The sequence below is a fragment of the Nostoc sp. 'Peltigera membranacea cyanobiont' 213 genome, assembly GCF_002245975.1.
In the GTDB taxonomy this organism is placed as follows: domain Bacteria; phylum Cyanobacteriota; class Cyanobacteriia; order Cyanobacteriales; family Nostocaceae; genus Nostoc.
The window spans coordinates 53,672-75,151 of record NZ_NOLI01000009.1 but is presented as its reverse complement, the minus strand read 5'-3'; the positions used below and the strand labels follow the sequence as shown (position 1 = coordinate 75,151).

General features: G+C 42.5%; 19 protein-coding genes. 6 read left to right on the top strand and 13 right to left on the bottom strand.

The window, feature by feature from the left end; all coding sequences use genetic code 11:
• Positions 1 to 142 precede the first annotated feature (142 nt).
• Positions 143 to 820: a response regulator transcription factor gene (locus CDG77_RS04620; protein ID WP_012407592.1), complete on the top strand. Its 678-nt coding sequence runs from the start codon at positions 143 to 145 to the stop codon at positions 818 to 820.
• A 129-nt stretch (positions 821 to 949) separates the two neighbouring features.
• Here CDG77_RS04620 and CDG77_RS04615 read toward each other — a convergent pair whose 3' ends face one another.
• The 4 genes from CDG77_RS04615 to CDG77_RS04600 all read right to left on the bottom strand — a co-directional run bounded on the left by CDG77_RS04615 (position 950) and on the right by CDG77_RS04600 (position 6,417).
• Entirely contained in the window at positions 950 to 1,207 is a 258-nt protein-coding gene (locus CDG77_RS04615; protein ID WP_317615905.1) for an NIL domain-containing protein, read from the bottom strand.
• A gap of 254 nt (positions 1,208 to 1,461) precedes the next feature.
• Positions 1,462 to 2,856 (bottom strand): ATP-binding protein, encoded by a 1,395-nt coding sequence (locus CDG77_RS04610; RefSeq protein WP_094328239.1) that lies wholly within the window; start codon positions 2,854 to 2,856, stop codon positions 1,462 to 1,464.
• 246 nt (positions 2,857 to 3,102) lie between these two features.
• Positions 3,103 to 4,077 (bottom strand): chemotaxis response regulator protein-glutamate methylesterase, encoded by a 975-nt coding sequence (locus CDG77_RS04605; RefSeq protein WP_094328238.1) that lies wholly within the window; start codon positions 4,075 to 4,077, stop codon positions 3,103 to 3,105.
• An 81-nt stretch (positions 4,078 to 4,158) separates the two neighbouring features.
• Positions 4,159 to 6,417, bottom strand: a complete 2,259-nt coding sequence (locus CDG77_RS04600) for a hybrid sensor histidine kinase/response regulator (protein ID WP_094328237.1) — start codon at positions 6,415 to 6,417, stop codon at positions 4,159 to 4,161.
• 76 nt (positions 6,418 to 6,493) lie between these two features.
• Here CDG77_RS04600 and CDG77_RS35195 point away from each other — a divergent pair, with 76 nt between their 5' ends.
• Complete coding sequence (locus CDG77_RS35195; protein ID WP_143856957.1) at positions 6,494 to 6,727, top strand: hypothetical protein; 234 nt, start codon at positions 6,494 to 6,496, stop codon at positions 6,725 to 6,727.
• Between the two features lie 94 nt (positions 6,728 to 6,821).
• Here the strand turns inward: CDG77_RS35195 and CDG77_RS04595 are convergent, their stop codons facing one another.
• The 5 genes from CDG77_RS04595 to CDG77_RS04575 form a co-directional block, all read right to left on the bottom strand.
• Positions 6,822 to 7,538 (bottom strand): chemotaxis protein CheW, encoded by a 717-nt coding sequence (locus tag CDG77_RS04595; protein ID WP_094328236.1) that lies wholly within the window; start codon positions 7,536 to 7,538, stop codon positions 6,822 to 6,824.
• A gap of 9 nt (positions 7,539 to 7,547) precedes the next feature.
• Positions 7,548 to 9,317, bottom strand: coding sequence for a methyl-accepting chemotaxis protein (locus CDG77_RS04590; protein WP_094328264.1), 1,770 nt, complete (start codon positions 9,315 to 9,317; stop codon positions 7,548 to 7,550).
• A gap of 282 nt (positions 9,318 to 9,599) precedes the next feature.
• Positions 9,600 to 9,857: a hypothetical protein gene (locus CDG77_RS04585; RefSeq protein WP_143856956.1), complete on the bottom strand. Its 258-nt coding sequence runs from the start codon at positions 9,855 to 9,857 to the stop codon at positions 9,600 to 9,602.
• Positions 9,858 to 9,988: 131 nt separating this feature from the next.
• Positions 9,989 to 11,260, bottom strand: a complete 1,272-nt coding sequence (locus CDG77_RS04580; protein ID WP_094328234.1) for a CheR family methyltransferase — start codon at positions 11,258 to 11,260, stop codon at positions 9,989 to 9,991.
• Positions 11,261 to 11,281: 21 nt separating this feature from the next.
• Positions 11,282 to 11,758, bottom strand: a complete 477-nt coding sequence (locus CDG77_RS04575) for a chemotaxis protein CheW (RefSeq protein WP_223269707.1) — start codon at positions 11,756 to 11,758, stop codon at positions 11,282 to 11,284.
• Positions 11,759 to 11,911: 153 nt separating this feature from the next.
• Between CDG77_RS04575 and CDG77_RS04570 the strand changes: the two genes are divergently transcribed.
• Positions 11,912 to 12,685: an Rpn family recombination-promoting nuclease/putative transposase gene (locus tag CDG77_RS04570; protein ID WP_094328232.1), complete on the top strand. Its 774-nt coding sequence runs from the start codon at positions 11,912 to 11,914 to the stop codon at positions 12,683 to 12,685.
• A gap of 130 nt (positions 12,686 to 12,815) precedes the next feature.
• Here CDG77_RS04570 and asnS read toward each other — a convergent pair whose 3' ends face one another.
• Positions 12,816 to 14,207, bottom strand: coding sequence for an asparagine--tRNA ligase (gene asnS / locus CDG77_RS04565; RefSeq protein WP_094328231.1), 1,392 nt, complete (start codon positions 14,205 to 14,207; stop codon positions 12,816 to 12,818).
• A gap of 102 nt (positions 14,208 to 14,309) precedes the next feature.
• Positions 14,310 to 14,672 carry a hypothetical protein gene (locus CDG77_RS04560; RefSeq protein ID WP_094328230.1) on the bottom strand — a complete coding sequence of 121 codons (363 nt, stop codon included), beginning with the start codon at positions 14,670 to 14,672 and terminating at the stop codon, positions 14,310 to 14,312.
• A 44-nt stretch (positions 14,673 to 14,716) separates the two neighbouring features.
• Here CDG77_RS04560 and CDG77_RS04555 point away from each other — a divergent pair, with 44 nt between their 5' ends.
• Positions 14,717 to 14,995: a DUF6439 family protein gene (locus CDG77_RS04555; RefSeq protein WP_094328229.1), complete on the top strand. Its 279-nt coding sequence runs from the start codon at positions 14,717 to 14,719 to the stop codon at positions 14,993 to 14,995.
• A gap of 70 nt (positions 14,996 to 15,065) precedes the next feature.
• Here the strand turns inward: CDG77_RS04555 and CDG77_RS04550 are convergent, their stop codons facing one another.
• The gene (locus CDG77_RS04550; protein ID WP_094328228.1) at positions 15,066 to 15,515 is read right to left on the bottom strand and encodes an ATP-binding protein; all 450 of its coding nucleotides are present in this window, start codon (positions 15,513 to 15,515) and stop codon (positions 15,066 to 15,068) included.
• A gap of 392 nt (positions 15,516 to 15,907) precedes the next feature.
• Positions 15,908 to 17,314 carry a 23S rRNA (uracil(1939)-C(5))-methyltransferase RlmD gene (gene rlmD / locus CDG77_RS04545; RefSeq protein ID WP_094328227.1) on the bottom strand — a complete coding sequence of 469 codons (1,407 nt, stop codon included), beginning with the start codon at positions 17,312 to 17,314 and terminating at the stop codon, positions 15,908 to 15,910.
• A gap of 148 nt (positions 17,315 to 17,462) precedes the next feature.
• Here rlmD and CDG77_RS04540 point away from each other — a divergent pair, with 148 nt between their 5' ends.
• Both CDG77_RS04540 and purL read left to right on the top strand, forming a co-directional pair.
• The gene (locus CDG77_RS04540) at positions 17,463 to 17,948 is read left to right on the top strand and encodes an allophycocyanin subunit alpha-B (protein ID WP_094328226.1); all 486 of its coding nucleotides are present in this window, start codon (positions 17,463 to 17,465) and stop codon (positions 17,946 to 17,948) included.
• 1,060 nt (positions 17,949 to 19,008) lie between these two features.
• Positions 19,009 to 21,381 (top strand): phosphoribosylformylglycinamidine synthase subunit PurL, encoded by a 2,373-nt coding sequence (gene purL, locus CDG77_RS04535; RefSeq protein ID WP_094328225.1) that lies wholly within the window; start codon positions 19,009 to 19,011, stop codon positions 21,379 to 21,381.
• Positions 21,382 to 21,480 lie beyond the last annotated feature (99 nt).

The following is a 21,480-nucleotide window of genomic DNA, read 5'->3' as shown; positions in this document are numbered from 1 at the left end:
GCTGGACTTTTGCTATCGAGCTACTAGTCTCTTGAAAGTGCTCGGCATTTTTGAGGTTTCGAGACAGCAAAGGCAAGTTAAGTAGGAAAAAGGACAATATCTCGAAATAACCCACCATAGAGGATAAATATTCAAGACTTTGATGGACCGAAGCGCGACAAGTGCCACTGCTATGAAAGAGCCCAGCATGAAAGATCACAAACGACTTCTATTGATTGATGATGACCCTAACCTCATCTTGCTGGTGAAGGATTACTTAGAATTCCGGGGATACGAAGTCATCACCGCCGAAAATGGACGTGAAGCTCTGGAAATTTTAGAGCAAGATGTTCCAGACATGATTATCTGCGACGTGATGATGCCGGAAATGGACGGATATACTTTTGTGGAACAAGTCCGGCAAAACGAACGCACCAGTTGGATTCCGGTTCTTTTCCTTTCAGCTAAGGGACAAAGTGCAGACCGAGTTAAGGGTCTGAATAAAGGTGCTGATGTTTATATGGTCAAGCCCTTTGAACCAGAAGAACTCGTAGCACAAGTTGAATCCTCACTGAAACAAACTATCCGTTGGAAAGAACACCAAGCGAAAGGAGGCGAAAACGGTTCCCGCATCCAGGTTCCCTTCGATGTGCAATTAACCCCAACCGAACTGAAAGTAGTCCAGTTTGTCGCTAGGGGTTTAGCTAACCGAGAAATTGCTGAAGAACTAAATGTTAGTCAGCGCACGGTTGAAAGCCATGTGTCCAATATGTTGGGCAAAACTAATCTCCACAACCGCACTGAACTAGCGCGGTGGGCGATTGAAAATCAAATGGCTTAAACAAAGTTAAGAGTTAAAAGTTAGGAGTTATGAACTATGAATTTTTTAACTTCTAACTCCTAACTCCTAACTAAGATTTACCACCCATCTTCTTCAGGGCTGGATTGGTGCAAAACTTCTAAATCTAGTTCATCCAAGTAAGTTAGGGCACTTTCTAATCTGGGAAATAGTTCCCCGCAGTTCCAGGTCGAAACAGCTGCATTCTGGCACATTTACGCTTATTTGAGCCGCAGCAATAATTACTGTGACACCATAGTGAGAAGTCAGTCGTGAAATGACTGGTTCTTCATGTAAGTCTTTAGGAATGCGAACTTGGATGCAAGTTTGGGTGCGTCTATTATCTAAAATATCTGTATTAGATTTGACTTCTTTATTTGGAATTGCCATTCTAGCTTTCTACTCGACTTCTGGGATGAAAGTTTTGCTTTGCACAAGTCTTTTAACACTAACGTCACTTATCCCATGCACGCAAGCTGTAGCAAATGATTTATAATTCATCATTAGATTCGATGATATAAATTATGGATTGCGATCGCGTATAAGAATTATAGATTTATTAACTTATGATTTTTGGTGGAAGTCATTAGTAGCAATGACTAATAAGTTCGCTTTCTCTACGGCAATTCAAGAAAACTGATGAGTTAAGTGTTGCTTTTATGATTAACGGGTAACGCTATTGGAATTTCAATTGCAAATTCCGTTCCATAACCAAGTTCAGACTTTAGCTGGATATTGCCATCATGTTTCTCAATAATTTGATGGCTAATTGCTAAACCTAATCCCGTTCCTTTGTTGATAGGTTTGGTTGTAAAAAAAGGATCGAATATCTTACTTTGGATCTCGGAATCTATTCCATTACCATTATCTCTGAATGTGATTATGACTGTTTCCAATTCAGTTACTTCAGTTTTAATCACAATTTGCTTTTGGTGATGATTATCTAACTCTAGTAAAGCATCAATGCCATTACTAAGGATATTCATGAATACTTGGTTTAGTTGGGCTGGATAACATTGAACTGGTGGAAGATTACCATATTTTTTAATAATTTCAATTTTTTGCTGTAGCCGATGATTTAAAAGTAATAAAGTACTTTCAATACCGTCATGAATATTAACAGCTTTTTTATCTGATTGATCGAGTCGAGAAAAGTTTCTGAGTGACAGCACAATGTCACGAATCCGATCGGTTCCTATCCTCATGGATGAAAGAATTTTTGGTAAATCCTCTATGATAAAATCCAAGTTAAAATCACCATACTCATCTTCCAATGTAGGTAAGGATTCAGGATATTTTTCTTGATATAGTTCAATTAAATTTAAAAGACAATTTACATGGTTATTAAGATGATTAAAATTGCCATGAATAAAATTAACAGGATTATTAATTTCGTGGGCTAAACCTGCAACCATCCTACCCAAGCTAGACATTTTCTCAGTTTGAACTAATTGAACTTGGGTAGTTTGTAATTCCCGTAAGGTATGTTCTAACTGTTGTGCTTGAAGTTGGGCAGTAGCAGTTGCGGTCGTGAGTGCTTTGAGGTTATTGTATGCCTTGGAATGATAACGAATACGGGCAATTAACTCAACTGCATCGGGTAACTTAATTAGGTAGTCATTTGCACCCTCAGCAAAGGCATCGGCTTTCAACTTTGCTTCTTCTTTACTGGATAGCATGACGATAGGAATATCACGAGTTACTGGATGAGAGCGAAACCAACGCAGTAGCATTAACCCATCGATATCTGGCATGATCATATCCAAGAAGATCGTCGTTGGTTCTATGGCGATCGCATCTTGAATAGCTTTTGCTGGATTACTTGTGTAGTGAAGGGAAATATCTGTTTCTGTCGCAATCATCCGACGAAAGGCTTCGCTGATAATTACCTGATCGTCAATTAGCAAAAGTCTGACTGCGGATATTTTGGAATCTGGAATAAATGGCACATTTTGTGGGGTTTGTGCTTCACTCCACTTTGGTGATGATATTCCTGTCTTTGGAGATATTTGTGAGAGTGCTGTTTCTTGCAGGTTCATTTAGCACCTCTAAGTGGTGTTTGTTTAAAAAATGACAAACTAATAGATGAAATTAATTAATTTATGATGTCACAATTGTATCATAGTATAGCAGTATAGATGGTAATTTGAAATACTTCGTAAAGGTATTTTAATAATTAGTCCAATTTGGATCGACTGATTATTCTAAGATATTCAAGGTGAATCCTAAGGAAATTAGATAGTATAATCAAGTAATTAGACATTAAGTATTTATCCGTAAATGTGCTAGGATAAAAACTTTATACAGGCTGGTGCGATCGCCTCAACTGGCAAAACCTCCACCGCAGCTTTTAATTCCACTGCTACTTTCGGCATACCATAAACAACGCAAGTTTTGCGGTCTTGAGCAATAGTATGCCAACCTGCTTCGCGCAATTGTTTTAAGCCTTGAGCGCCATCTCCACCCATCCCCGTCAGCAACGTCCCAACCCCCTTTCCAGTCCAATTTTTAGCCACACTGTTGAAGAAAACATCAACTGATGGACGATAGGAAAGTAGTGGTTCTTTGTCATAGCCAAGGGTGAGATCGGGACGCATCACTAAATGAAGATTTGTGCCGGCAATCAGAACTTTAGCGGGCTGTGGTGTAGAAGCTGCGATCGCAATTTGCACAGGCAGAGGAATTTGCTCATTTAACCAAGTGGCAAAACCTTGAACAAATTGGGCATCTATATGTTGAACAACAACCACAGCCCCCGGAAAGTCTTGGGGAAATTGGGAGAGAATAGTTCTCAATGCTTGGGGCCCACCAGTGGAAGATCCCATCACAATTAGGGGTGGGAGTGATTTTGAGTGATGGACAGGTGGCGATCGCCGATATGAAGATTTACCAATTAAGCGGGCAATCGTGGCAATTTTATTTAGTAGCCCATCATCACCGAAAATTGGCGTATTGATGGCATCCAAGGCTCCATAACCCATTGCTTCAAAAACCTTGGCTGCATAGCGATTAACGCTAGCTGTCACCATGACAATCGCGCAGGGAGATTGCCTCATGATATGCCGTGTAGCTTCTACTCCATCCATGCTAGGCATCAGCACATCCATCAAAATTAAGTCGGGAGTATCAGCCGCACATTTGCTTACAGCTTCCGCACCATCATAGGCAACCCACGCCAGCTTGTAATCTGGTATTTTTACCACAGCCCGGCGCAGTACTTCTACAGCCATGAACATATCGTTAGCGATCGCAATTCTCACAAATTATGGCATTTCTCCAAAATAACGCTACAAATACAACATTTAAATCTAGCTTTCTTAATTACGAATTACGAATTATTATCAAGCCTCTCCAATTAAATCAATTACCGCCTTTAACAGAGTGTCATCATGAAAGCTGCTCTTAGTTAAGTAGTAGTCTGCACCTGCTTCTAACCCTTGCAGTCGGTCTTCTTCCCGGTCTTTATAAGAAACGATAATCACAGGTATTTGCTTCAACTTGGCATGAGTTTTTATCTGGCTAGTGAGTTCAAAGCCGTTCATCCGGGGCATATCAATATCTGTCACTACCAAGTCATAATCGCCACTGCGGATTGCATTCCAACCATCAATGCCATTAACCGCCACTTCAGCTTTGTAACCGTTGTTTTCCAAAAGTTTGCGCTCCATTTCGCGCACAGTGATTGAATCATCCACTACTAACACTCGCTTGTAGGTTTTGGTAACTGCCTGATGAGCAGACTGATTTACCTGAGAAAGTTGTCCGCTGGAAAATACCTTCGCAATGGAACGGACTAAATCTTCAACATCGACAATCAAGACTGGCGAACCATCATCCATCAGGGCGGCGGCGCTAATGTTTGGGACTTTACCAAGGCGGGGATCTAGGGGGCGGACAACCAAATTGCACTCACCGAGAAACCGATCTACAACTAATCCATAACGATTGAAGCGATCGCTAATTACAATAACTGACAGCGATTCCATATTCACCGCAGGCGAGGCTAACTCTAAAACTTGACTTGCCATAATCAACTCCACAGGTTGATTATTCATCACGAAAAATGGACGATTTTCCGATACAGCAATCTTAGACTTGGATAATATCAACACCTGTTCAATGCGCGTTAGTCCAAAGGCATAGGGTTCGCCAGCAATTTCCACCAACAAGGTGCGAATCACAGATAGCGTCAATGGTAACTGCAAGTGAAAGGTCATGCCTCTTCCCAACACAGAAACTGCCCGCAGGGTTCCGCCAACTTCCCGCACTGCGCTATGGGCGATATCCAAACCCACACCTCTACCCGAAATTTCGGTGACAGTCTGAGTTGTGGAGAAACCAGGCAAAAATAAGAATTCCATCAACTCAACTTCGGTAAGTTGGGCTGCCATTTCCGGGTTTGTCAGTTGTTTGCCGATCACAACTTGGCGCAAAAACTCGATATCGATTCCCCGCCCATCATCTGCAACGGTGATAAACAGCATTCCGGCGCGATGGGTAACTTCAATCCGAATAATTCCTTCTTCTGGCTTTCCTGCTGCTAGACGTTCTTGGGGCAATTCAATGCCATGATCGATCGCATTCCGCAGGATATGAGTCAACGGAGCTTCCAAACGTTCTAGAATATCTCGATCTACCAAAGTAGACTTACCAACGATTTCCAGTTTCACCCGTTTACTCAATTGTCTAGCTAAGTCGCGCACCATTCGCGGAAATCCCTGTCCCCCATCCGCAAAGGAACACATTCGAGTCGCAATAACTTCTTGATATAGGCGCTGGGCAAGGTTAGCAGAACGCTGAGAAAATTGTTCTAGTTCGTTTTGGCGATCGCTCATCATCTGGTAACATTCGTTAGCTTTTTGATGAGTTGCACTCAAGGTTTCTTTAATTTGCCGATCCAGATGATAGTTGCCCAATAACTCCTGCAACTTCTCCAGCAAGTTGGACAATTCCCCCTGATTGCTTCTCAGTTTCAGCAAAGAGTTAGCAAATGGTTCTAATAAATTCGCCTCAACTAAAGACTCTCCTGCTAAACCCATTAAGCGATTCAGATTTTCAGTACTCATTCGCACCGCCCGATTTTGAGTGATGCCCAGTTCTTCTAATGGGGATGGGGAAATCAGGGTTGTCTGTTGGTTGTCTTCTAACTGCGCTGTTGTTACTAGGGGATGAATTTCTGTAGAGGTTGCCTCTAGAGTTAGGATATTAGCGATCGCACTCACCAATGATTGAATGCCAACATCTTCTAACATCTGCAAATTTGGGTTGGCTGTAACCGTTTCCGCTATCCGCAGGAGCATATCTACCCCTTGCAACAATACATCAATGCGATCGGCAGTTAAGGTAACTTTTCCCTCTTGAGCCGCCACAAAGCAGTCTTCCATAACGTGGGCAAGGTTGACAGCCGGATCGATTTGGACAATTCGCGCAGCGCCTTTGATGCAATGGGCTGCCCGCATTAAAGCTGCCAATTCTGGTTGGGGATCGGGCTTGGTTTCCAGTGCCAACAGGCGATCGTTCAATACCACAACTTGAGCTTTTACTTCCATGTTGAATAAATCAAGCAAGGAAAGATTGCTGACATCAAATTCTTCTAACATTACTGCACCTTCCTAGACACACCGATTCATTAATCCTGGAAGAACCTCTCTCCCTCTACCCCTCTCCTACGAGGCTATGGTGTATACACAAGTCTTTTCATCTGCACGTTTATTGCATCGCCCTACACGTTTGTTGCATTGCCCTGCACGTTTGTTGCATTGCCCTGCACGTTTGTTGCATCGCCCTACACGTTTGTTGCATTGCCCTGCACGTTTGTTGCATCGCCTTGCATCTTTGTTGCATCGACCTGCATCTTTGTTGCATCGACCTACAAAAATTAACCCACCCTACGTTACGCAGCAACTTTAAAAGACTTGTGTATACACAGTAGCTCCTACGAGGAGAGAAGAGTTTAGCTCCCCCTTCCCTTGTAGGGAAGGGGGTTGGGGGGTTAGGTTTTTGATTACAGCACCTTCCTAGCTAAGGTGGTGAATAACAATTCATCATCCAAATAACTGACACTGTGCGATCGCGCCTGTGACACGCCAGGTTGCCAGTGAAATAACCCTTTAGTATAAGTTTGAGTCAGACTCTTAGGCGGATCTTGTAACTCATCCCGGTGAAATCGGTGTACTCCATAAAGTTCATCTACACCAAACACCCAAGTTTTATCTGCTTTTTCCAGCACCACCATGCGCGAATACACCACTGAACTGAGGGTTTGTACTGCTGTATCGGCAGCTTCGAGATTCAACAAATCGCTCAAAGAGATACACAATCGCAATTCACCTCGGATACTTACCAATCCCCGCAAGATTTGGTTGCTGCGATGCGGTATGGTATGAACCAGACTGGGAGGAGAAATTTCTTTGAAGATTTGGGCAGAAAGTGCCAGCCATTCCCGTTGTAGACGAAAAATCACAACTGTGATTTGAGTGGTGGCTAAAGTAGCGGATATTTGGGAATTTTCATCAGTTCTAGATTTAGCGAGTAACTCAGTCCACTGATGGCGATAATCTTCAGGTATGGAGCGCTCTAGCAAATAGCGTCCAGCAGTAGAGTAAACGGGGCAATTGCGGCAATGGGTATAGGTGGCTAATTGGGGACAAGAGCGATCGCCCTCAATGCCGATAAAATTCCAACAACGTTCAATATTTAATGGCGTAGCGATCGGGTTCATAAGGGCTGCTCAAGAGAGTTGGTGCAGGGGTATAGCGTCTTCTGTTTTCACCTGAAAGCGGGCAATCTCTTGACGCAATCCCTGCGCCACTTGGTTAAGTTGGGCTATAGCATGATTAATTTCCCGCAAGGAATCCGTAGTTTGCACAGAGGTACTGCTCAACTGCACCATCGCCTCACTAATTTGTTGCGCTCCCACAGATTGGGTTTCCATACCCTGGTTGACAAACTCAAATCGCGGATTCAAGTCTTGCACTTGCTGGATAATTTGCCCAACCTGTGTACTAATGCTGGCAACATCTTCTATATTCCGCCCTACTTCTGCGGCAAACTTGTCCATCTCCATCACACCTGTAGAGACTGACGATTGCATCTGCTTAACCATCTGCTCAATATCGAGGGTAGCAACGGCGGTTTGATCTGCTAGTCGGCGAATTTCTCTAGCAACGACAGCAAAGCCCAAGCCATACTCTCCGGCTTTTTCGGCTTCGATCGCCGCATTTAACGATAGCAGATTCGTTTGGTCTGCCACCTTGGTAATTGTGACGACGATAGTATTAATGCTATTTGCCTTTTCGCTAATTACTCCCAATCGAGATGCGATCGCATTAGTGGCTTCTGCCAACTGCCGCATAGTGGTTTCCATCCGCACTATGTCTTTTTGACTATCATTCGCCGCTGTCGTTGTGATTTGTGAAATGGCCGCAACTTGTTCCATTGCACTTACTAATTCCCTAGAGGTAGCGGAAATTTCTTTGGTAGCGGCAGCTACCTCATTAGTAGAAGCTACCTGTTCGGTAAGCGTCCCTTCTAATTGTTTACCCGAAACTGCTATTTGAGTAGCTGAGGTAGTAACTTGGATACCTGAATGCTGTACCTGACGAATCAGAGTGTTGAGATTCTGAGTCATGCTTTGGAAAGCAGTTAAGAGTCTATTCATTTCATCTTTGCTGTTGGAATCAGCCGTGACCTGAGTTGTTAAATTACCCGTGGAAATTTGCTCTGCAACCCTAACAACACCAAGAATCTGAAACGCAATTTGTCGAGCGATTACAAACCCAAAAATAATCGCAGTTATGGGGCCAATGGCAATTCCGACAGAAATCCAGAAAATACTGCGGGCCACATTCTGTTCAACTTCTTTTTGTGTATCTGATATGTAACCTTCATTAAGTTTCAAAAGTTTACCTGCTTGGTCATCAGTTATTTTAAATAATGGTTCTTCTCTATTTGCTCCCTCAGAATCCATGCGATTACGTAATTGAATTGGTGCTTGAATAATGGCAAGCTCTGATGTTTTTTCTTTTCCTTGACGCATTAATTCAATTTGTTTTTTCCAAGGATTGCGAATACCCAGTTGAGTGAATTGTTGTTCAATATCTAACAATTTTTCATGAGCTTGCTTCCAGGCATCCAGTTGTTCTTTAAGTAAGCCATACTCTTTTTTTTCTTGTTCGCTTAATGGCGTTGCTTCGTACTGTTTAATACCTTCATTAATCTGTTTCCAAGCATCCTGGATTTGAGCTATTGCACCTTGTCTTTCAGTAACAGTGACTTCAGGATCGAATAGTAACCGTTCTGCCGATTGGATTTGTGTCTGACCTTCGTTAATCTTCCATATCCCGGACACACTGGGAATGTTATCCGTCGCCAGTATATTAATGTACTGATTTAACTCGTTGGTGGTGAACCATCCCAGCAAGGCCATCGTGAGTACAATCAGTCCCATGAAAAAAAATGAACCGATCAACCGTGTTTGCAAGGTCATGTTCTTGAACATTGGATATCCTACTGTTCCTCTGTTGCTGTAAAACGCATTCATCTCTTAAAATTCCCAAATCATAAACAAGATGAACGGTTTGTATTTTTATTTTTAAACAAATTATTAAGTAGCTAGCTTAGTTCAGAGACTAGCTTTTCCTTCTGATGTGAAAGTGTTGAGTGCTGAGTAAGAAGTTTGAGTATCTGAGGTGGATGAATCCCAATACTGCGTAGGTTTTAAATATAGCGGTTCTCAGTTGAGTCTAATACAGACCTAACCCCCAGCCCCTTCCCTACAAGGCTACGGTGTATACACAAGTCTCTTGATCTGAACCTTTAATGCATCGCCCTGCACGTTTGTTGTATCAACTTGCACCTTTGTTGCATCGCCCTGCACGTTGGTTGTATCGACTCGCACCTTTGTTGCATCAACCTGCACGTTTGTTGTATTGACTCGCACCTTTGTTGCATCGCCCTGCACGTTGGTTGTATCGACTCGCACCTTTGTTGCATTGGCAAGCTTAAAGTGTTGCAATAAATTTTCTTGTGGGGTGGACATCTTGTCCGCCCCGGACGGGCGAGACGCCCATCCCACAAGAGTTAGATAAGCTAAAACACATTTAATTTGCATATTAAAATTTTCTCAATGTCTTGTGGGGTGGGCATCTTGCCCGCCCTGATTATGCAACTTTAATGCTTATTTAATCGGTGAATTCGTTGCCAGAGAAGATTAGCACTATCCGCATTCCCTTGATGTTCTTTGAGTAATGCCAGATGAGTCAGCGCTTCTTGGTGAGTCGGTTGTAAATAAATTGCTTTTTGAAAAGATTGTGCCGCCCGCTCATTTTGTGACATCGCTTGCTGCACCTGACCTAGTAAAAGATATGCTTCAGTACTCGCCTGATTTTGGTTGAGATAGTCGTTGCATAATTTAACCGCCTCATCTAATCGACCTCGATCGGCTAAAGCTCTAGCTGTTTCTAACAAATTTACCTTTAAGTCTATTGGCAATATCGGATTCTGGGAAGCAACACTTAACCTCTCTTGGGCGACAAATTGGGAATGGTTTTTTTTCGGTAGCTGTCGCTTGTTGAGAACATCTATATTTTTGTCTGTGAAGCCTTGTCTCTGAAGATTTGGATGATGATTTTTGCGAACATTTTCGCCTCCCGTAGACTTTCGATGAGCAACTACTGAATTTTGACGAACTGAGATCAATTGAGTTTTAAACAATAACCAAGTTTCAGCGTGTCCCACAAATAGCAAGCCTTTTTCCCTTAGCAACCTTTCTAAGACTTGAATGCTGCGCTCTTTTGTTGTCACATCGAAGTAAATCAACAGGTTACGGCAAAAGACTACATCATAAAGCGGCGTGTCAGCTAGAAAAACCGGATCTGCCAAGTTGCCATTAATAAAATTCACCATATTTTTCACCTGTTCGCACAGGTGATATCCTGCTTCAGTTGCCTGAAAATAGCGCTCTTGAAACGATTGGCTATTGCCGCGAAACGAATATTGATTGTAGATTGCTCGTTGGGCTTTTAGTAGGCACTTGTTGCTAACATCAACAGCATCGATGTGAATGTTTGTCGAATTTAATCCTGCTTCCAAAAGAGCGATCGCAATGGAATATGGTTCTTCACCCGTTGCACAGGGTACACTCAAAACCCGCAATACATTCTGGGGATTTTTTGGCAACCATTCAGATAATACGTAATGCTTCAGAAATGCAAAAGACTCTGGTTCTCGAAAAAACCAAGTTTCTGGAACAATTACACAGTCAATCAGTGCTTCCCATTCCTGGGTAGATACCTGTAACTTCCCCAAGTAGTGAGCAATATCCGTTATACCGCAATCTGCCATGCGTTGATAAATTGCACTTGCGATCGCATCAGCACCAATAGAATTTGCATCTAAACCAATCTTGCTTTTTAGTAAAGCTTCAATAACAGATTGTGCCATTTATAGAGTCTTCAGACCAATCTAAAATCTAGTATTGTGATGACTTTCTGGCAAGAGATTGACTTGCTGCGCTTCTGACAACAAGTACTCAATGCGAAGGCACTGAATCATCCCTCGATCATCTACAATCATCTTGCCCAAATATGGCGCTGTATCTATCTGGATATTGGGATTAACAAATTCAGACTCAGACTTATGTAATGTTTCTACAACTTGTTCTGTCATCAAACCCAAAATATAGGGAGCCTGAAGTTCTGTATTATTACTCCCCCAATAATTGACTAGGACAATCCTAGTACTCAGGTACTCACTGGAGGGTTTACCACGCATCAACTGACATAAATCGATTACTGGTACAATGCGTCCGCGATAGTTAAAAACACCAGCGATATGCTCAGGCTGGTGGGGCAAACTTTTGAGTACAACAAGTGGTATTACTTCTACAACCTGTCGGCTTTCTATGGCATATCGCTCATTCCCAATGTTGAGAAGTAACATTAACACTAATTTACATCTCCAGTGCTAGCTTTTGTATTACTTGTTTAACATAAAATAAAATCGTAGCAATAGATTGGGTTAACTAAAGGAAACCCAATACCAACAAATTTAATTTTTTTCAAAAATACTCGATACCTTTACTTGAAGGCTGCTATGTATGACAATATCTGTAAATTCATTGCCGAAAACTTCAAAGATGACTTGGCAACTTGGTTACTAGGTTCACCGATTAAATTAACAGAACTTAGCCCTACTGAATTATCAAGCGAACCAATTCGCGCCGATTCGTTAATTTTATTGCAATCTGATGATTTAGTTCTGCATACCGAATTTCAAACCGACCCTGATGAAGATATCCCCTTTCGGATGTTAGATTATCGAGTTAGGGTTTATCGCCGCTTTCCTAACAAAGAAATGCGTCAAATAGTAATCTATTTGAGAAAAACCAGTTCAGAATTAGTCAGTGAAAATAGTTTTAGATTAAATAACACTTACCATCAGTTTGAAGTAATACGTCTGTGGGAACAACCGACAGACAGGTTTATGAGTATTCCAGGTTTATTACCCTTTGCCGTGCTAAGTCAAACAAACGATCCTACAATGGTATTAACCCAAGTAGCCAAAGCAATTGAAGCAATTAGCGATCGCCAGCTACAAAGAAATATAGCTGCTGCCAGTGGAATTTTAGCAGGTCTGGTGCTAAATAAAAATGTAATTAGCAAGATATTAAGGAGTGAGATTATGCGCGAATCAGTCATTTATCAACAAATCCTAGAAGAAGGTGAAGCTAAAGGTGAAGCAGAAACAAGAAGAAAGTTGGCTTTAAATTTGTTGCGAATTGGAATGAATTTAGAACAAATTGCTCAAGTTACTGAATTATCCCTTGAGCAAGTTCAAGTTTTACATGAGGAGATTCAAAAATCTTAATTTTAATTAATAGTTTTAAAAAATACGTGGACATACAAATAAAACCCGCATTGGCGGGTTTCAATGTTTTTATTAATCCGCGCAGACGGAATTGGTTTGTGTAGACGCGATAACAGGTCTAAAATTTAAACTAAAACTCAGCACTTTGTGGTGTACGCGGAAAGGGAATCACATCACGAATATTTCCCATACCCGTAATAAATTGCACGAGTCGTTCAAAACCCAACCCAAAACCGGCGTGAGGAACAGTACCATAACGACGCAAATCCAGATACCACCACAAGTCTTCTGGGTTTAATCCTTGCGCTAATACACGGCGTTCTAGAACTTCCAGGCGTTCTTCGCGCTGAGAACCGCCGACAATTTCGCCAATTTTCGGTGCGAGAATATCCATTGCGCGGACGGTTTTTTCATCGTCGTTCAAGCGCATATAAAAGGCTTTGATTTGCGCTGGGTAATCTGTGACAATTACTGGCTTTTTAAACTGTTGTTCAGCTAGATATCGTTCGTGTTCTGATTGTAAATCTAAACCCCAACTCACTGGATATTCAAACTTAACATCAGCTTTTTCTAAAAGTGCGATCGCTTCTGTATAAGTTAAGCGTTCAAATTGATTGTTAATAATATTTTCGGCTGTGGACAACACAGACTTATCAATGCGTTCATTGAAAAATTCCATGTCTTCTGGGCAAGTTTCCAACACATATTTAAAAATGTGTTTGAGAAACGCCTCAGCTAAATCCATATCGCCTTCTAGATCGCAAAAAGCCATTTCCGGCTCAACCATCCAAAATTCTGCGAGGTGGCGCGAGGTGTTGGAATTTTCTGCACGGAAGGTAGGGCCAAAGGTGTAGACGTTGCTAAACGCCATCGCCATAACTTCCGCTTCCAATTGGCCGCTAACTGTTAAATATGTGGGTTTAGCAAAAAAGTCTTGGCTGTAATCTACTGCTTGGTTTTCTGTGCGGGGAATATTTTTTAAATCCAAACTGGTAACGCTAAACAGTTCACCCGCGCCTTCGCAATCACTAGCGGTAATAATGGGTGTGTGTACCCACAAAAAGCCTCTTTCTTGGAAAAATTGGTGAATTGCTGCCGAACAAGCATTTCTGACGCGGAAAACTGCACCAAAGGAATTGGTACGCGATCGCAAATGTCCAATGGTTCGCAGAAACTCAAAGGAATGGCGTTTCTTTTGCAGGGGATATGTATCGGGATCGGCTTCGCCGTAAACTTTCACTGTCTCGGCTTTCAATTCAATTCGCTGTCCTTTCCCAAGAGAAGCCACTAGCACCCCTGTCGCTTCCACAGCAGCACCCGTATTCAATTTTTTTAATATAGCTTCGTAATCTGGCAAATCCTGATTAATGACGACTTGCAAATTAGCTAGTGATGAGCCGTCATTGACTTCAATAAAAGCAAACCCTTTAGACTCGCGTTTCGTCCGCACCCAGCCTTGCACTTGGAGGGATTCATCAGGTTGGCCACTTCGCAATATTTCTGCAATCCGTCGATTTGCCATATTTTACAACTTATATTTCGTCAACGTAGTGAGTACAAATATTAAAGAATCTTAACCATTTAACCCAATCCAAAATCTAAAATCCAAAATCCAATTTTGGATTTATCCAGCATAAGACTTTAATATCCAGCCTATGATAACGCCCATTCCACCAAAGCGGACGACTTGCCAGAAAGGTTTTTTCAGGCTACGCCAAGAAAATAACTGGCTTTCTAAGTTTAGTTCTAGCCTTTCCAACTGCTGTTGAATGTGCCGTAACTCTGCTTTGATTTCTGGTGTCTGAGATTTATTGTGCTTTAGTCGATCCCTATGCTGTTGCCATTGTGCCTGTTGCTGGCGATCGCGTTGCACTTGTTCGTAACGTTCTTTTAAGGATAGGAGCGATCGCTCTACTTCCTCTAATTCTTGTTCAAAATCTGGTTCGGGATTTTCTGCTGACGGCTGTGATTGTTTTGGCGGCTTCATTTACAAGTAGTAAAGTAGAAGTAAATGCAAATGTGCCAATAGTTATGTCCCAATCTACCCAGCTGCCGAAAACCAGTCAACTGAATGAACTTAGTACTCTGGAACTAGCTCAAGCCTTGATGGAAAGACTAAGCATTTCCCCTAACGATTGGCATCGCCTCAAGTCTAACCGCAATTCCCGCGCTAATGAACAAGTGGCAGCAGCTATCGTGTATCTTTTGAAGAATCAGCCACAAGAAGCTCAAGCTAGATTAGAACAGGCAATTGGTTGGTTAGATCGCTCCATTTCTGCCCCTCCTTGTCCAACTCACGGAAAAAGTTAAAAGTTAGGAGTGAGGAGTTAAAAGTTTTAAATTATTAACTCCTCACTCCTATTCCCAACTCTAAAGTACGCTACCGTCGCAGAGATAAACGGGGACGGTTTTCCATTTGTTTACAAAGCCTTAATTCTGTGCCTTTGCGGTTCCACTCCACCCGATCAAAAATGTGATGGAGAAGACATAAACCACGCCCACTTTCTGATTCATCTGGTGGTAAATAGTCTGTTGCTTCTTCTTCATTAGTAGATGAAGGAGTAAAGCCGCTACCCTGGTCTGATATTATCCACCAATATTGATTATCTATTAAGGAAAAACGCACTAGAACTGTTTTGCTTGGATCGAGATTATTGCCATGTTTAGCTGCGTTTACTAGGGCTTCTTGAAGTCCTAGCCGCAGTTCAGATTGTAATTTTGCTGGGATTTCTGCCAACAGTAAATCTAAGATTGGACAAAGGTAGAGAGTTGAGGCAAAACTAATAGTGCCCCAATAACGTGCAACTGGACGGAGTGAAATTGTAATCACAAGAGAAACCCCATAGCTTTCAGTTAGCTAGACATCAGTTTGCTATTACAGGCACCCTGATAAAACTTGAGGTGGTCATGCTGCCTTCAAACTTGCGTCTTTAAAACTAAATTTTGAAAATGCTAGGGAGCATTAGCCCTATAGTATGAGTTGGGATCGTTTAGATATATAACAACGGCTCGAATAGTTTTGATAATGAATTTAGCAACTTAAAAAGATGCTAATAATTTAACAGAGTATGGCAAACTCTGGTTAATTGCCGATTTGTCATTTACACAATTCAATCCATATTTCTAAGAACCTATGCAACTTGAATTTATTTAAACAAAACCAATTTTTATTTTCAGCTTAATTCAATTTTAGCATCTTTAGTATGCACCAGACTAAAAATTTCAAATTTCAGTTTTTGTAAAGGAATTACTATCCTTGTGCGAATCTGATAGCACAAGAAAGGCGGCAGCTTCAACATGAGCAGTTTGAGGAAAAAAATCGGCAGGTTGCACCCGTGTGATGGTATATTGCCCATCTTGACAAAGCAATTTAAGGTCGCGGGCGAGGGTAGCTACTTTACAGCTGACGTAAACTATCCGAGATGGTTTCAATTGCCGTAAAGTGTCGATGACGGCGCGATCGCACCCCTTACGTGGTGGATCTAGTATTACTACTTCTGGTATTGTGCCCATTTTTGGAAGCAATTTCTCTACTGCCCCGACTTGGAATGTCACATTATCAATTCCGTTCCGGTGGGCATTCAAAAGAGCTTGTTCCACTGCGGCTGGTTGCACTTCTAATCCTGTAGCAAGACGTACTTTTTTGGCGAGAGGTAAAGTTAAAGTCCCAATACCACAGTAGGCATCAACTAGCAACTCATGCCCTTGAAGATTGAGTTCTGATTGAATTACCTGCAATAGTGCTTCTGCTGTTTCTGTATACACTTGGAAAAAAGTATCTGGGCGGACTTGAAATTCCAGTCCAGCAAAGTTTTCATGCAGGTGGGGGACTCCAGCGATGCAACGGGTTTCCGATCCAAAGATAGCATTTGTGCGATCGCCATTGCGATTGAGTGACACTCCCACTAACTGGGGATAGCGCTTTAACCATTCCTGGGCTTGGGTTTCAATTCCTGATAAATTCCAGTCTTTTACCACCAAAGTCAGCAACATTTCCCCGGTGTGTCGGCCAATGCGTAAACCGAGATGGCGAATTTGTCCTTGATGGCGTTGTTCGTCATAGATTCGCCAACCCCTTTGTTGAATATCCTGCTTGACTTCGGCAAGTAAGGGATTTAATCGCCCATCTTGGACTGGACATTGATTTAAGTTAATTAATTGGTGACTACCTTTTTGGTAGTAACCAGCTTGTACCTGTCCTGTTGCCGATGTACCCAGAGGATATGTAGATTTATTACGATAACCTAAAGCTGAAGGGGCGGCGAGTACTGGATCTACCGGTGGTTGGACAAAACCGCCAATGCGTTCTAAGGCTTGGATAACTTGATTTTGCTTGGCTACTAGCTGGTAATCATAATCAATATGCTGCCACTGGCAACCACCGCATTTATCCGCCACAATACAATTGGGTCGAATACGGTGGGAGGATGGCTCTAATAGCTGCTGGAGTTTCCCGTGGGCGTATTTTGGTTTAACATGAACCAAGCGGATAATGGCGCGATCGCCTGGTACAGTATCTGGGACAAACACAACACGCTCATCAGCGCGTCCGACACCATCGCCTGTATCACTCAGGTTAGCGATCGTCACTTCAATTAATTCGCCTTGTCGCCAAATTGTTTTAGTCATTAGTTATTAATCAAGAGTCAAAAGTCAAGGGTCAAGAGTCAAAAGTTATTAATTCTCCTTCTACTCCCTTATCTCCATCATCTCTCTTCACTTGTGTACCTCAGACTCGCTAAACTAACAGATAATATTTCAGGTGATTTCAATCATCATGACTGTAATTAGCCAAGTTATTCTCAAAGCCGACGACGAACTGCGTTATCCCAGCAGTGGCGAACTTAAAAATATCAAAGACTTTTTGCAAACCGGCGTACAAAGGACGCGGATTGCGGCTACCTTAGCCGAAAACGAAAAAAAGATAGTTCAGGAAGCAACCAAACAACTTTGGCAAAAGCGTCCTGACTTTATCTCCCCCGGAGGTAATGCTTACGGAGAACGCCAGCGCACTCTATGTATCCGTGACTTTGGCTGGTACTTACGTCTAATTACTTATGGTGTACTTGCCGGCGACAAAGAGCCAATTGAAAAAATTGGTTTGATTGGTGTGCGGGAAATGTACAATTCATTGGGTGTTCCCGTGCCTGGAATGGTAGAAGCGATCGGTTCCCTCAAAACAGCCTCCCTTGGCTTATTGAGTGCGGAAGACGCTGCTGAAGCAGCACCTTACTTTGATTACATCATTCAAGCGATGTCTTAATACAAAGCGTGTGCTGGTTCTAGGAGTATACTTTCGGTCTACTAGAGTGAGTGTAAGATATTAGCACTCCAAAGCCATAAGATACCCAATTTTATTGTACTCCCCACATTTGGTAGTGGCTGTGGCAAAATCTCTGTCAAGTTACCAACCATTTGTGGGGAAATTTTATTAGGTATAGTTATGGAACATTTCTCAAGGGATAAAGGATATACGGATATTAAAAAACCGACAGTCCTTGATTAAGGCTGTCGGCAATTAAGTGTGTTCCCTATTAATGACTCGGCTAGAGTTCAGTTATCATTAATTATGCCTAGTTAGCGATCGCTGGGAGACGATCCTAATCATAGATATGTGTGATTCTCGTCACTTAATTGTTACAACAAAACTGCATGTACCCGAATAATCTCTGACTTTAAGTAGATGTTTGCAAATTAAGGTGCCAGGGATTGCACTTAATTTCAGTAATTAAGTTTATACATTAAGACTCTCTGATTGTGAACCATTCGGTAAATTTGTCTAGTCATAACTCACCAGACGCAACTTGTAAATAAAATTACTAAGTAAATTAGCACAATAAAACCAAATTGTGCGAATAAAAGTAAATAAGGCTCAAACCTTTTTTCCCCCAGCTAACAGTTCCCTGCCCTCTGCCTGATCCAAACGATAATTATTTACACTGACTTACTTACTCTTGTTCATCCATCGCCGCGTTCATTTCAAAATCATTCAACAATAAAAAACTTTCATTGCAGCGAGATCAATGGGTTTATTCCCATCAAAGAAATGATGGTTTTTTATTAGGGAAAACCAATAGCAGAAGCTTTTTTAACTATTGTAGGGTAAAGTTACCCACCAGTAAATGTCATTTGTGGTAGAGCGATCGCTTAAATCGCTTAAACAGCTACAGTTTAAACTGAACGCAAGAGCAAGCTCATAACTCGGTCAGTCAAATAGTTCAGAAAGAAATATTCAAAAAAGAGTTATCTGCATTTCTATAACTACACCTACAGAGCAACTAAATCGGTAGAATAATGCTCTGTACAATTGGTGCATTATTTCCATGACCGCCACATCTCCTACTCCCTTTTCCCCCCAAGAAATCGCTGCTGAAGGTTTGAAGCCAGAAGAATACGCAGAAATTGTCCGTCGATTAGGGCGTGAACCCAACAAAGCTGAACTAGGAATGTTTGGGGTAATGTGGTCAGAGCATTGCTGTTACAAAAATTCTCGACCTCTACTCAAACAATTTCCTACTGAGGGGCCCCGCATCCTCGTGGGCCCCGGTGAAAACGCTGGTGTTGTAGATTTGGGTGACGGACTTCAACTAGCTTTTAAGATTGAATCTCACAACCACCCATCAGCTGTAGAACCATTTCAAGGTGCAGCAACGGGAGTAGGCGGCATTCTCAGAGATATATTTACAATGGGTGCGCGTCCCATTGCTCTATTAAACTCACTGCGCTTTGGTTCCTTAGAAGATGCCAAAACTCAAAGGCTATTCCAAGGGGTAGTGGCGGGGATTTCACATTATGGAAATTGCGTTGGTGTACCCACCATTGGCGGCGAAGTTTACTTTGACTCGGCCTATTCTGGTAATCCCCTGGTGAATGTCATGGCACTAGGGTTGATGGAAACATCAGAAATTGTCAAATCTGGGGCATCTGGCTTAGGAAACCCCGTGCTATACGTTGGTTCCACTACCGGACGCGATGGTATGGGAGGCGCGAGTTTTGCCAGTGCAGAATTGAGCGACCAATCAATAGACGATCGCCCGGCTGTGCAAGTGGGCGATCCATTTTTGGAAAAGTCGTTAATTGAAGCTTGTCTGGAGGCGTTTAAGACAGGTGCAGTTGTCGCTGCCCAAGATATGGGAGCAGCTGGTATCACATGTTCTACCTCAGAAATGGCGGCAAAAGGCGGTGTGGGAATTGAACTAGATTTAGATAAGATTCCCGCAAGAGAAACAGGGATGGTTCCTTATGAATATCTGCTTTCGGAATCTCAAGAACGAATGTTATTCGTTGCCCATAAGGGGCGCGAGCAAGAATTAATCGATATTTTTCACCGTTGGGGACTTCAAGCAGTTGTTGCTGGTACTGTTATCGCTGAACCCATTGTACGAATTCTTTTTCAGGGTGAAATAGCAGCAGAAATTCCCGCCGAGGCTTTGGCAGAAAATACCCCACTATATAACCGGGAATTGTTGGCAGAACCGCCAGAATATGCCCGTCAAGCTTGGGAATGGACTCCTGATTTCCTACCTGCTTGCATAACTGCTGGAATAGAACTACAAGGAGGCTTGCAAAGTTGGAATGATATTCTGTTAACTTTGCTCGATACACCCACGATCGCATCTAAAAACTGGGTGTATCGTCAGTATGACCATCAAGTACAGAATAATACAGTCATACTACCAGGTGGTGCAGATGCGGCTGTTATCCGGTTGCGCCCCCTGGAAGAAATCCCCAATCTAAAATCTAAAATCCCAAATCTAAAATTAGGGGTGGCGGCAACAGTAGATTGCAATCCTCGTTATGTTTATCTCGATCCCTACGAGGGAGCTAAGGCAGTGGTGGCGGAAGCTGCACGCAATCTTAGCTGTGTGGGTGCAGAACCTCTGGCGGTGACGGATAACTTAAATTTTGGTTCTCCAGAAAAACCGATTGGTTATTGGCAATTGGCAGAAGCTTGTCGCGGTTTGGCAGAAGGTTGTCGGGAATTGGCAACACCAGTCACAGGCGGAAATGTTTCTTTATACAATGAAACCCTCGATTCTCAAGGCATTCCACAACCTATTTATCCGACTCCTGTAGTAGGTATGGTGGGTTTGATTCCCGATATCACCAAAATTTGTGGACAAGGTTGGCAAGCATCCGGCGATGTGATTTATCTTCTGGGATTGCCTCTGGCATCCAAAATCAGTTTGGGTGCATCTGAGTATTTAGCCACTATCCACGGCACTGTTGCCGGAAAACCGCCACAAGTAGATTTTGACTTGGAACGGCGGGTGCAGAAAGTTTGTCGGGAAGGAATTCGTAATGGTTGGATACGTTCAGCCCATGATTCTGCTGAAGGGGGAGTGGCGATCGCACTTGCCGAATGTTGTATTGCTGGCAACCTTGGTGCTGAAATCAATTTAGAAATAGCACCAACGCAGAACCGTGTCGATGAGGTGCTGTTTGCCGAAGGTGGTGCCAGAATTATAGTTTCTGTAACATCGGCACAGCAAGGAATGTGGGAATCATACTTACAGGAACATCTCAGTCAACAGTGGCAAATACTAGGTACAGTTGGCAATTTTGAGACGGGTTTGGGGGTTTTCACCACTGATAATCAGGTCTTAATCAAAGTTAATATCGAAGATATGAGCGATCGCTATTCCCACGCGATCGCTAGGCGGCTCGGCAACCACACCACTATTTCTGAGTCTTGACTATTTAGACTTCACTCAGAACTATTAACGTCCCTGAGCAGAATTACGCTACTGTTTTAATAGATGGTTAAAGATTTATTAAGAAATCCACAACTATCC

Excerpts from the sequence above, each read along its gene's own strand:
- CDG77_RS04570 (WP_094328232.1), top strand. The coding sequence starts at position 11,912 with ATGTATGACAATATCTGTAAATTCATTGCCGAAAACTTCAAAGATGAC.
- CDG77_RS04600 (WP_094328237.1), bottom strand. The coding sequence starts at position 6,417 with ATGTTAGAAGAATTTGATGTCAGCAATCTTTCCTTGCTTGATTTATTC.
- CDG77_RS04540 (WP_094328226.1), top strand. The coding sequence starts at position 17,463 with ATGACTGTAATTAGCCAAGTTATTCTCAAAGCCGACGACGAACTGCGT.
- CDG77_RS04620 (WP_012407592.1), top strand. The coding sequence starts at position 143 with ATGGACCGAAGCGCGACAAGTGCCACTGCTATGAAAGAGCCCAGCATG.
- rlmD (WP_094328227.1), bottom strand. The coding sequence starts at position 17,314 with ATGACTAAAACAATTTGGCGACAAGGCGAATTAATTGAAGTGACGATC.
- CDG77_RS04615 (WP_317615905.1), bottom strand. The coding sequence starts at position 1,207 with ATGGCAATTCCAAATAAAGAAGTCAAATCTAATACAGATATTTTAGAT.
- CDG77_RS04595 (WP_094328236.1), bottom strand. The coding sequence starts at position 7,538 with ATGAACCCGATCGCTACGCCATTAAATATTGAACGTTGTTGGAATTTT.
- CDG77_RS04610 (WP_094328239.1), bottom strand. The coding sequence starts at position 2,856 with ATGAACCTGCAAGAAACAGCACTCTCACAAATATCTCCAAAGACAGGA.
- purL (WP_094328225.1), top strand. The coding sequence starts at position 19,009 with ATGACCGCCACATCTCCTACTCCCTTTTCCCCCCAAGAAATCGCTGCT.
- CDG77_RS04560 (WP_094328230.1), bottom strand. The coding sequence starts at position 14,672 with ATGAAGCCGCCAAAACAATCACAGCCGTCAGCAGAAAATCCCGAACCA.
- CDG77_RS04590 (WP_094328264.1), bottom strand. The coding sequence starts at position 9,317 with ATGTTCAAGAACATGACCTTGCAAACACGGTTGATCGGTTCATTTTTT.
- CDG77_RS04555 (WP_094328229.1), top strand. The coding sequence starts at position 14,717 with ATGTCCCAATCTACCCAGCTGCCGAAAACCAGTCAACTGAATGAACTT.
- CDG77_RS35195 (WP_143856957.1), top strand. The coding sequence starts at position 6,494 with ATGGTGTATACACAAGTCTTTTCATCTGCACGTTTATTGCATCGCCCT.
- CDG77_RS04580 (WP_094328234.1), bottom strand. The coding sequence starts at position 11,260 with ATGGCACAATCTGTTATTGAAGCTTTACTAAAAAGCAAGATTGGTTTA.
- asnS (WP_094328231.1), bottom strand. The coding sequence starts at position 14,207 with ATGGCAAATCGACGGATTGCAGAAATATTGCGAAGTGGCCAACCTGAT.
- CDG77_RS04575 (WP_223269707.1), bottom strand. The coding sequence starts at position 11,758 with ATGTTACTTCTCAACATTGGGAATGAGCGATATGCCATAGAAAGCCGA.
- CDG77_RS04585 (WP_143856956.1), bottom strand. The coding sequence starts at position 9,857 with ATGTCCACCCCACAAGAAAATTTATTGCAACACTTTAAGCTTGCCAAT.